Source organism: Rahnella perminowiae (genome assembly GCF_019049755.1).
GTDB lineage: Bacteria > Pseudomonadota > Gammaproteobacteria > Enterobacterales > Enterobacteriaceae > Rahnella > Rahnella perminowiae.
The window spans coordinates 1-10,296 of the sequence record NZ_JAFMOS010000460.1 but is presented as its reverse complement, the minus strand read 5'-3'; the positions used below and the strand labels follow the sequence as shown (position 1 = coordinate 10,296).

Genomic DNA, 10,296 nt, shown 5'->3' with positions numbered 1-10,296 from the left:
CCTCAATAATTTATTTTGTATAGATTTGTTTATTCTTTCCTATATGAATCAATATGTTGCTGATTTAATGAACGATCATGCTGACTTAACTGAGTTACACGGTCATTAATAAAGCACTAAAAAGCCCCTCCGGCTTGCTAAACCCCCCGTAAACACGCGACAGGACAGCCTTAAAATCGGGCAGTGGTGTTGCACCGGCAGACCCGCTTAACATGATGTCGCTGCACAGATAGCGACGCGTGAACAGTCTTTCAGGAAAGTTGTTTAATTATAGCGCGCAGGGGGTGATATGAGTGATGACATTAAAGCATCAGGGAGTAAATGGCTGAATAGCCGCCAGATATAAATTTTGAAATATATTACAGCGGCATAGAGTCCGGTTATTACAAAAATAATACTGAATTAGGTTTCACGCGTATATAAACAATACGCCCTGATCTTTACCTCATTATTCAGATTATTAAGTCAAACATTATGGTAAAGCTTATCCAGCGCGACACCCTCATGGAACGTTGGCGACAATGGATAATCCCAAAATCTCATGATTTCAGGATTATGGGATTCTTAAAAACGACGTGTCAGAAGAAAATGTCTGGTCAAGGTGACTAACGGGAAAAACGGGCGTTAAACCGTCCCTGAGCCGTCAGGCTCAGTTGCGCTCAGGATCGCCTGCCTGCTCACGTTTTTGTCTTGCCGCCTCGCGGGCTTCAGCGTCGCGTTTCTCATGGGTAGCGATGGCTTCGTTCTGAATACGGGTTGTGGTGTCTTCCTGCTCTTTTATCTGTCGCTGTATCTGCTCATGATATTCATTGGCAGACTTCTGGCTGTCCTCGCGCCATTGACGCTCAGACTGTAACATCTGTTCATGCTGCTGCCGGTTTTTCTCAGCGAATTGATCTTGCAGTTGTTGTCTGCCTTGTTGGTCGGCAACGGCGGCAAAGCTGAAAAGTAATGCAGAAGTACAGGTGATACGGATCAAACGGGATAAAGGACCTGCCATGGATAAACTCCCTTTCCAAAAGTGTTTAAAATTCTTATAAAAACATCCGATTACAGGGAAAGAGTATAAAGCAGGGCGGCAGGCAGAAAGGGGAAGTGTCTTAAAAGTCTGAAAACGGCGAAAGTCCCCTTCCGCCGTCTGATGCTTACGTCATCAATACCCCTGCGTAACAATTTTTGCTGCGGAAGCCAGCACATCGCGACGGGATTTCGCATTTTTCTCCGGCTGCGTAAAATAGGTAATCAGGATCAGCGGAGCCTTATTTTCCGGCCAGATCACCGCAATATCATTCGTTGTCCCGTAATCGCCGCTGCCAGTTTTATCGCCAACCACCCAGGTCGCAGGCAGCCCCGCGCGGATACTCATCGCGCCGGTGGTGTTGCCTTTCATCCATTCCACCAGTTGCGCACGTTGCGGTTCAGCCAGTGCGCTGCCCAGCGCGACGTGTTGCAGACTCAGCGCCATCGCTCGCGGTGATGTGGTGTCGCGGTCATCGCCCGGAATGGCGGTGTTCAGTGTCGGTTCGGTGCGGTCCAGACGGAACGTTTTATCGCCGAGCGTGCGGGCATATTCCGTGACTTTCTGCGGCCCGCCAAGCTGCCCGATCAGTTTATTCATGGCGGTATTATCGCTGTACTGCAAGGCGGCGGCAGCCAGTTCGCCGATCGTCATCCCCGTACCGAGGTGCTTTTCGGTGATCGGGTTGTAATTTACCAGATCAGATTTTTTGATGCTGACGTGCCGGTTCAGCAGTTCCGTTTGCGTTTCACTTTGTTTAAGAATGGCTGACGCGGCCATGAACTTACTGGTGCTGCACATCGCAAAACGTTCATCGGCACGGTAAGCAATCTGGGAGTTGTCTTCGGTATTAATCAGCATCACGCCAAGACGGCCACCGCTGTCTTTTTCCAGCGCGGCAAGCTGCTGCTGCACTGACGTCATTTTTGTAGCCGTTTGCGCCCATGATGCCGCGCTGAATGCGAGCATTGGCACCACAGCCGCCGCCATCAGTACGGTTTTACGCAGGGTATTTTTCATCATCAAAGCCTTCTCCTTTATATTGGCGAAGGGATTATGGCAAAAGCAGGGGCAGAAAGTAAAAAACCCGACACGAATGTCGGGTTTTGAGCAGAAAAAAGCCGTGATATCGCGCTTAAAACGTTTCCCAGTTTCCTTCCTCAACGCCGGGGATCGTCTGACGGTTTGACAGAAACGCCGGTGTTTTCGTCTGAGAGGCTTTGCGCACCGCAGCTGTCGCCGAACCCGCGCTGACTTTGAAAATGCTGATGGCCTGCGACAAACGCTCAGCCTGCTCGTTGAGCGAATGCGCCGCCGAAGAGGCTTCCTGAACTAACGCGGCGTTCTGCTGAGTTACTTCATCCATCTGGTTGATGGCTTTGTTAATCTCTTCAATCCCGGTGCTTTGTTCGTTACTGGCAATGGCAATTTCGCCGACGATGTCTGTCACATTTTTTACGCTGGACACCACTTCCGCCATGGTGGCACCGGCTTTGGCGACCAGCTGCGTGCCGTTATCCACCTTCGCCACAGAATCATCGATCAGCACTTTGATCTCTTTGGCGGCACTGGCAGAGCGTTGCGCCAGATTGCGCACTTCGGAAGCCACCACGGCAAAACCACGCCCCTGCTCACCGGCACGCGCCGCTTCAACAGCAGCGTTCAACGCCAGAATGTTAGTCTGGAAAGCAATACCGTCAATCACTGCAATGATATCGACGATTTTGCGCGAGGAAATATTGATACCTTCCATCGTGTTCACGACTTCACCGACCACTACACCGCCCTGCACCGCCACGCGGGAAGCCTGCGCCGCCAGCTGATTAGCCTGACGCGCATTATCGGCATTCTGTTTCACCGTGGCTGTCATCTGTTCCATAGCGGATGCGGTTTCTTCCAGTGAACTGGCTTGCTGCTCGGTACGGGAAGACAAATCCAGGTTTCCGGCAGCAATTTCACCGGATGCGCTGGTGATGGCATTCGTGCCTGCACGCACTTCGGTCACGATCCTCAGCAGATTTTCATTCATGTTTTTCAGCCCCTGCATGAGCTGCCCGGTTTCATCCTGGGAAGTTACCTGGATTTGCGTGGTCAGATCGCCAGCCGCTACGTTTTCTGCCACTTTCACCGCAGTATGCAGCGGACGGGTGATTGAGCGGGTCAGGAAATAACCCAGCGCGGCTGCCATTAAAATGGCCAGCGCAGAGAAAATCAGCGTCAGCTGAATGGCGGTGGCACCATCGGCCAGCGCTGTTTTACCTTCGGCCTGTAATTGCTGATCCTGAGAGTTAGCAAACGCGGTCGCCAGGTCCAGATACGCATTTTGCGAAATGGTCAGTTTACGCAGAACAAACTCGGTCGCCCCTTCCATATCACCGGCACTGGCTAAGGCAATCAGTTGCTCTTTGGCGGTTTCGAATGTTTGCCCCGCCTCCTGCAACGCTTTGATTTTTTGCTTGCCGGTCATGGTCGTCTGAATAGCGGCGATTTTGTCCATTGCGACATTGGTTTGTTTAACCGTGTCATCCAGCTGTACATAACGCTTCTTATTCTGCTCAGGATTTTTAGTATCAATGACGATGCCGCGCAGATATTTAATCTGGTCATTTACGCCGTCGCGGACGTCAAATGCCAGCCGGACTTTGACGTAACGGTCACTGACTATTTGGTCAATACTGCTATTGATGTTGCTTATTTTGGTAATGGCGATAGCGCTGACAATCACTAAAAGCAAAATGATAAGGCCGAATGCTGTCCCTAAACGGGCGCCGACACGCATACTGTTGATCAGTTTACACATTTTATTTCCCTTATTTCCTGGCCATTAAAAATTAATACAATGAAAAATAATTCAAAATATTGATTACATAGCGGAACTACTTTCTAATAATCTAATTAATTCTTAAAGGTTATCGGTATAAATAAGGGAATCTTTAGTGATGTGAATATTGGGAAGTGTAAAGAGGGATAAATGCTTTTGCTCCTCCCCTGTGCAGGAGAGGAGCATTATCAGGCAAACATTTCCTCAAGCCAGCCAACCCGCATTTCAGGCACGGATCGCAGCAACTCGCGGGTGTAATCATCCAGCGGTTCGGCCAGTGCGGAGGTGACCGGTCCCTGACGCACAATCACACCCTGTCTGAGCACCGCGACTTCATCGGCGATTTCGCGCACTACCTGCAAATCGTGGGTAATAAACAGGTAAGAAATGGCGGTGTCCTGCTGGATCTGGCGCAGTAATGCCAGCACATCGCGGGCAACTAACGGGTCGAGCGCCGAGGTTGGTTCATCGCAAACGATAACTTTTGGCTCCGCTGCCAGCGCCCGCGCAATACACACGCGCTGTTTTTGCCCGCCGGAAAGTGCGGCAGGCAAACGCGCCGCCAGTTCGGCATGTAATCCGACCTGCGCCAGCAGTTCACTCACCCTGGCCTCGCGCTGGCTGCGGTTCAGGGTCGTAAAGCAGGCCAGTGCACGGGAAATCTGACTGCCAATGCGCTCTTTCGGATTCAGCGCCGTGTCGGGGATCTGATGGATAAGTTGTACATCGCGCAACTGAACGCGGCTGCGCTGGTGCAAACTGGCGGGCAATACTTGCTGATTCAGACTGACTTCTCCGCTTTCCTGGGTAAGCAGCCCGCAAATCACTTTACCGAGCGTCGATTTCCCCGAACCGGATTCACCGATCACCGCCAGCGTGCGCCCGCGCGGCAAACTCAGCGAAACATTTTGCAGTACCGGCTGTGCATGATAGCGAGCACTGATGTTACTGATATCCAGCGCTGCTGGTGCATGACCCGTTTGCGGCGTTTTGTTCCCACCCTGCGCATGCAGCAAACGGCGGGTGTAAACCTGTTGTGGCTGGCTCAGCAATTGTGCCGTTCCCGCCTGTTCAACTGTTTTACCGTGCTGCAACACCATAATGTGATCGCTTATCTGCGCCACCACCGCCAGATCATGACTGATGTAAATCGCCGCGACGCCGGAAAAACGGATCACATCACTGATAGCTTTCAGCACGCCGAGCTGGGTGGTGACATCCAGCGCGGTGGTCGGCTCATCGAAAATCAACAACTCAGGCCCAGCGCACAGCGCCATGGCAATCATCGCGCGCTGTAACTGACCGCCGGAAACCTGATGCGGATAACGCTGATAAAACGCCTGTGGATCCGGCAGACCAAGCTGTTCAAACAGAGCAATGGCTTTGGCCTGCGCCTGACGGCGGGGATACACATTGTGTTTCAGCGCCGCCTCAATGACCTGCTCGCCGAGGGTGATCGCCGGATTAAACGCCGCTCCGGCAGACTGCGCGACATAAGCAATCTTTCTGCCGCGCACCTGACGCAACTGGCGCTCAGAAAGCGAAGTCAGTTCCTGTCCGCTGAACACAATTTTGCCGGACCGGATGCGCATCCCCTGCCGGCAATGCCCGAGAATAGCCAGTCCGATGGTGGATTTGCCTGCGCCCGATTCGCCGATCAGACCCAGCACTTCGCCGCGCTTCACAGTGAAAGAGACATCATCCACCAGCGTGCGCGAATTTTTACCCTGCGACACCACGCACAGGTTTTCGATACTCAGTACGTGCTCATTCATGCTTTTTTCCCCCACACACGACGCTCACCGCTTATCAGCCAGTCCGCCACGGCGTTGACTGCCAGCGCCAGTACCGCGATTGCGCCCCCCGGCACCAGTGCCGCCCAGACGCCAAACAAAATGCCGTCTTTGTTATCGCGCGCCAGTCCGCCCCAGTCAGCGGTCGGAGGCTGAATACCCAGCCCGAGGAATGACAGCGCAGAGAGAAACAGCAGAATAAAAATAAAACGCAGGCCGAATTCGGCGATCAGCGTCTGGAGCGCATTGGGTAAAATCACATGCAGGAGGATCCAGCCGAGACTTTCACCGCGCAACCGCGCCACATCAACAAATTCCATTACGCCGATATCCACTGCAAGGGATCGGGCCACGCGCAGCACACGGGTTGATTCCAGCAGGCCAAGCACCAGCGTCAGCACCAGAATGGTTTTCGGCAAAACAGCCAGCACGATCAGCGCCAGGATCAGCGTCGGAATAGCCATCACAATATCGTTGCAGCGGGAAATCACCTGATCAAGCCAGCCGCCGCGCAGTCCGGCAATAAACCCGAACGTACAACCGACGATAAACGCCACCAGTGCCGCCAGTGCGGCCACACCAAGGGAAACCCGTGTGCCCCAGATCAGGCGGGAAAGCAGATCACGGCCGAGATTATCGGTGCCCAGAATGGAACCGGGCCCCGGTAAATCCCACGACATGCCGATCGTCTGATCCGGCGTGTGCGGGGCCAGCCACGGGGCAAAAATGGCGATAAGGATAAACAGGCTTAGCACCAGCAGGCCCAGTATCGAAGCAGGTTTTAATGCAGGCATTACAGCAATTCCTAAGATTCAGCGGTTATGGCGTAAACGCGGATTAGCGACCAGCGCCATTACATCCGCCAGCAAATTAAGCAGGATATAAATACCTGCCAGCAGCAACGCGCAATCCTGCATCACCGGAATATCGCGTTTGCTGATGCTGTCGACCATGTACTGCCCGAGTCCCGGATAAACAAATACGTTCTCGACAATCACCACACCGACCATCAGATAGGCCAGATTGATCGCCACGACATTGATGATCGGCCCCACCGCATTGGGCAATACGTGACGCCATAAAATGCGCGACGGTGACAGCCCTTTGAGCAACGCGGTATCCACATACGCCGAACTTTGCGCGGCTATCAGCGCAGCGCGGGTCATGTTGCTCATATGGCCGAGGATCGCCAGTACCAGTGTGGCGCACGGCAGGGAAATGGCGGAGAGTTTGGCCGCCAGCGGCATATCTGCAGTGATACTGCTGTTGCTCGGTGCCCACGCCAGCGTGATGGCAAATATCAGAATCAGCAAATAACCGGAGAAAAATTCCGGCAGGGCCACCGTGGCGCGGGTGATGACGTTGAGCAGTGTATCAATGACACTGCCCTGATAACGCACAGAAATAAACCCGATCAGCAGCGCCAGCGGAACCGCAATCGCGGCGGTACATCCGGCCAGAAACAGTGTATTCCCCAGGCGGGTAAACAACGGACCACTGATGGCTTCGCGACTCGAAAAACTGGTGCCGAAATCGCCGTGCAGCACACCCGCCAGCCAGCTCAGATAACGGCTGACCGCCGGTTTATCCAGCCCCAGTTGAAAATTCAGTTCGCGGATAGCATCGGGCGTGGCGCTCTGACCGAGGATCGCCGTCGCCGCATTGCCCGGCAGCAGTTGTACACCGGCAAAAATCAGCACGGAAACGGCCAGCACTACCAGCACGCCATAGAACAGCCGCACCAGTACCATGCTCAGCAAGCCGGAACGGTGTTGCGAAAAACGGCCCGCAGGCCGCTGTGTCACTTTCTGTTGTGCAGATAAGTCAGACATATTTTTACCCGGTTCAGCCTTCAATCCAGACTTTCTCTGCCGCACGGTTACCACTGAGCGGCATTCCCGGAACGGATGTAAACCCTTTGATTTTGGCGGAACAACCGTCGAGCGCATCGGCGTACAGCGGGATGATCTCGCTTCCCTGATCAACCAGCATCACCTGAATGTCATGGTAAATCTGCCTGCGGCGCGCTTCGTCCGGTTCACCGCGTGCGGCTTTGACCATCGCATCGAAAGCCGGTACGTGCCACGCCGATTCATTCCAGGAAGACTGACTGGTGAACACCAGAGAGAGCAGCGCGTCGGCGGTCGGACGGTTCGCCCAGTTCGACGACACAAAGGCTTTTTTCTGCCAGATATCATTCCAGAACGCATCGTCCGGCACGCGCACCACATTCAGGTTAATGCCCGCTTTGGCGGCGGATTGCTGATAAAGCTGACCGGCATCGACCGCGCCGGGGAAACCGGCATCGGCGACATTCAGCGTCAGAGGGCCGCTGAAACCGGATTTCTTCCAGTGGAACTGCGCTTTTTCTGGGTCGTACGGACGCTGCGGAATATCTTTCGCAAAGTATCGGTTCGACGGGAAAATCGGGTTGTCGTTCGCCACGCTGGCGTAACCGCCGAGCACGGTGTCGATAATTTTCTGACGATCGATGGCGTATTTGAGCGCCAGACGGCCATCAACATTATCGAACGGCGCCAGATTTGACAGCCCGGGGAAGGTGTAAATCATGCTGTCTTTCGCCCGTACCAGTTTCAGGTTCGGCATACGTTCGATGCGGCTGACAATGCGCGGATTCACGCGGTTAATCAGCTGTGCCGAACCACTGACCAGTGCGGCCACACGGGCTGTTGAATCGTTCATCGCCAGCGTTTCGACAGAATCGACATGCCCGCGTTCGCTGTTCCAGTAGTTCGGATTACGTTTGGTCAGCGTGGACACACCCGGCTGGAATTTTTCAAGGATAAATGCGCCGGTGCCGATGCCTTTATCAAAGTTTTCATTTTCAGCAGTAATGGCGAAATGCACGGCGCTCAGCAGCCAGACGAATTCGACGTCCGGTGCGGTGAGCTTAACAGTGACCTCATGGTCGCCGGTGGCTTCAATCGAACTGACGGTGTCCAGATAACCTTTCACCGGCGACGTGGATTTCTCACCCCGGTGATGATTGAGGGAATACACCACATCTTTCGCGCCCAGCGAACGGCCATCATGGAACTGCACGCCCTGACGGATTTTCAGCACCCAGGTTTTGCTGCCATCGGTTGAGGCCCAGGCTTCAGCCAGTGACGGTGCCAGTCTGGCGTTTTCGTCAATTTCCACCAGATTGTTAAACATCTGAGAACCGACGAAATACATGTAAGTTTCGAACCAGAATGCCGGATCCAGACGGTCGGTGCTGGAGGCATTGTCCACGCCGACGACCAGATGGCCGCCTTTTTTCGGTTTTTCTGCCTCCGCAGCAAAGGCATTGCCCAGCCACAGTGAATGGGTAGCCGCAGCAACGGAAAGTGCACCCGCACTTTTAATAAATGAACGACGATCAATCATGGTTTTCCCCTGTCTGCGAAGAATGCATCTTCAGCATTAATATGCGTTTTATTCTTTTTATGGATGTTATCTGGTGATGGATATTATCTGGCGAAGGCCTGTTTCAGCGCGGCAATATGTTCAGGCCCGATCCCGCAACAACCGCCGACCATGGTCGCACCCTGCGCCACCCAGTCTTTCGCGAAATCGAGATAACCGGCAGGATCAGTGTCCTGACGCATTTTGCTCAGCCCTTCATTGGCACCGCGTTTATTATCGGAAGGCTCGAATGCATTGGCATACACGCCGATATCAAGCTGAGATCCCTGTGCCGTCAGCGCCGCTCGTGCAGTTTTCACCGCAGTCGCCATCACTTCAGGACGGCTGCAATTGAACAGCACCGCCGCCGCAGAAACCCGCAGCGCCACACTGACCGCATCGACAACCGCTTCACCGGAGCGCAGCAGCGCATTACCCTGATCGTCGAGATTGTCCTGCAAGGTAAAAGACAGCCACAGCGGACGCGGGTCATCGCCCAGCACATCGCGGACGGCTTCGACTTCTGCAACAGAGCTTTGCGTTTCCGCCAGCCAGACATCAACGCTGTCCGTCAGGTTATCCACCAGCACTTGCAGTAATTTTTTGGCCGCCACTGGCTCGAACAGATCCGGGCGATAAGATCCGAGAACCGGAGGGAGCGAACCCGCAACCTGCACGGCAGCCCGTGCCGCATCAGCCGCCTCGCGAGCCAGCTTGCCGGAGAGCGCAATCAGCGCAGCGCCCTGCTCCGCAAAAACTTCTTCACCCACGTGGAACGGCACAACGGCGTAACTGTTGGTGGTAATGACCTGAGAACCGGCAGCAATAAAAGCATCGTGAGCAGCCCGAACAAATTCAGGAGCCTGCATCAGCGCCAGTGCAGACCATTCAGGCTGGCGAAAAGGAGCCCCCATCCGGGCCAGTTCGCGCCCCATGCCACCATCGAGGATTTTAATGTTACTGATCATTGTGCCACCGCCGTTGTATTTTTCTTAGCCGAATCAATCGTTAATCCGGCAGGTGGTGACACTCTACAAAACGAACGTTTAGATGTCTAGATTTCTTAATGGCTAAAAGGTGGGTTTTTTATTGTAAACTGGTCTCACTCGCGGTGAGGGCTGGATCGGGAATATTTCGGTTTCTCACTCGCCGTGATGGCTGGATCGAGAATATTTCGGTTTCTCAAGTGCTGCGGTCACATGACGCGCTGCGCCGAAACCGACCAGAGGGGAAAGGCTTTTCCCCTCTGAACTCCC

At 53.9% G+C, this 10,296-nt stretch carries 8 protein-coding genes; all 8 read right to left on the bottom strand.

Going from position 1 to position 10,296, the window contains the following annotated elements; genetic code table 11:
* Positions 1 to 649 precede the first annotated feature (649 nt).
* The 8 genes from J1785_RS08130 to J1785_RS08095 all read right to left on the bottom strand — a co-directional run bounded on the left by J1785_RS08130 (position 650) and on the right by J1785_RS08095 (position 10,008).
* Complete coding sequence (locus J1785_RS08130; protein WP_129990961.1) at positions 650 to 1,000, bottom strand: hypothetical protein; 351 nt, start codon at positions 998 to 1,000, stop codon at positions 650 to 652.
* Positions 1,001 to 1,153: 153 nt separating this feature from the next.
* Positions 1,154 to 2,041, bottom strand: coding sequence for an RAHN family extended-spectrum class A beta-lactamase (gene blaRAHN, locus J1785_RS08125; protein WP_217138848.1), 888 nt, complete (start codon positions 2,039 to 2,041; stop codon positions 1,154 to 1,156).
* 112 nt (positions 2,042 to 2,153) lie between these two features.
* Entirely contained in the window at positions 2,154 to 3,818 is a 1,665-nt protein-coding gene (locus tag J1785_RS08120; RefSeq protein ID WP_129953673.1) for a methyl-accepting chemotaxis protein, read from the bottom strand.
* A gap of 209 nt (positions 3,819 to 4,027) precedes the next feature.
* Positions 4,028 to 5,614, bottom strand: a complete 1,587-nt coding sequence (locus tag J1785_RS08115; RefSeq protein ID WP_217219196.1) for an ABC transporter ATP-binding protein — start codon at positions 5,612 to 5,614, stop codon at positions 4,028 to 4,030.
* Positions 5,611 to 6,426 carry an ABC transporter permease gene (locus tag J1785_RS08110; protein ID WP_217219195.1) on the bottom strand — a complete coding sequence of 272 codons (816 nt, stop codon included), beginning with the start codon at positions 6,424 to 6,426 and terminating at the stop codon, positions 5,611 to 5,613. The genes J1785_RS08115 and J1785_RS08110 overlap by 4 nt, the downstream gene beginning before the upstream one ends.
* A gap of 18 nt (positions 6,427 to 6,444) precedes the next feature.
* Positions 6,445 to 7,383, bottom strand: coding sequence for an ABC transporter permease (locus J1785_RS08105; RefSeq protein ID WP_129991116.1), 939 nt, complete (start codon positions 7,381 to 7,383; stop codon positions 6,445 to 6,447).
* A gap of 94 nt (positions 7,384 to 7,477) precedes the next feature.
* Positions 7,478 to 9,019 carry an ABC transporter substrate-binding protein gene (locus tag J1785_RS08100; protein WP_205952649.1) on the bottom strand — a complete coding sequence of 514 codons (1,542 nt, stop codon included), beginning with the start codon at positions 9,017 to 9,019 and terminating at the stop codon, positions 7,478 to 7,480.
* 86 nt (positions 9,020 to 9,105) lie between these two features.
* Positions 9,106 to 10,008: a homocysteine S-methyltransferase family protein gene (locus J1785_RS08095; RefSeq protein WP_129953677.1), complete on the bottom strand. Its 903-nt coding sequence runs from the start codon at positions 10,006 to 10,008 to the stop codon at positions 9,106 to 9,108.
* Positions 10,009 to 10,296 lie beyond the last annotated feature (288 nt).

Excerpts from the sequence above, each read along its gene's own strand:
- J1785_RS08130 (WP_129990961.1), bottom strand. The coding sequence starts at position 1,000 with ATGGCAGGTCCTTTATCCCGTTTGATCCGTATCACCTGTACTTCTGCA.
- blaRAHN (WP_217138848.1), bottom strand. The coding sequence starts at position 2,041 with ATGATGAAAAATACCCTGCGTAAAACCGTACTGATGGCGGCGGCTGTG.
- J1785_RS08120 (WP_129953673.1), bottom strand. The coding sequence starts at position 3,818 with ATGTGTAAACTGATCAACAGTATGCGTGTCGGCGCCCGTTTAGGGACA.
- J1785_RS08115 (WP_217219196.1), bottom strand. The coding sequence starts at position 5,614 with ATGAATGAGCACGTACTGAGTATCGAAAACCTGTGCGTGGTGTCGCAG.
- J1785_RS08110 (WP_217219195.1), bottom strand. The coding sequence starts at position 6,426 with ATGCCTGCATTAAAACCTGCTTCGATACTGGGCCTGCTGGTGCTAAGC.
- J1785_RS08105 (WP_129991116.1), bottom strand. The coding sequence starts at position 7,383 with ATGGTACTGGTGCGGCTGTTCTATGGCGTGCTGGTAGTGCTGGCCGTT.
- J1785_RS08095 (WP_129953677.1), bottom strand. The coding sequence starts at position 10,008 with ATGATCAGTAACATTAAAATCCTCGATGGTGGCATGGGGCGCGAACTG.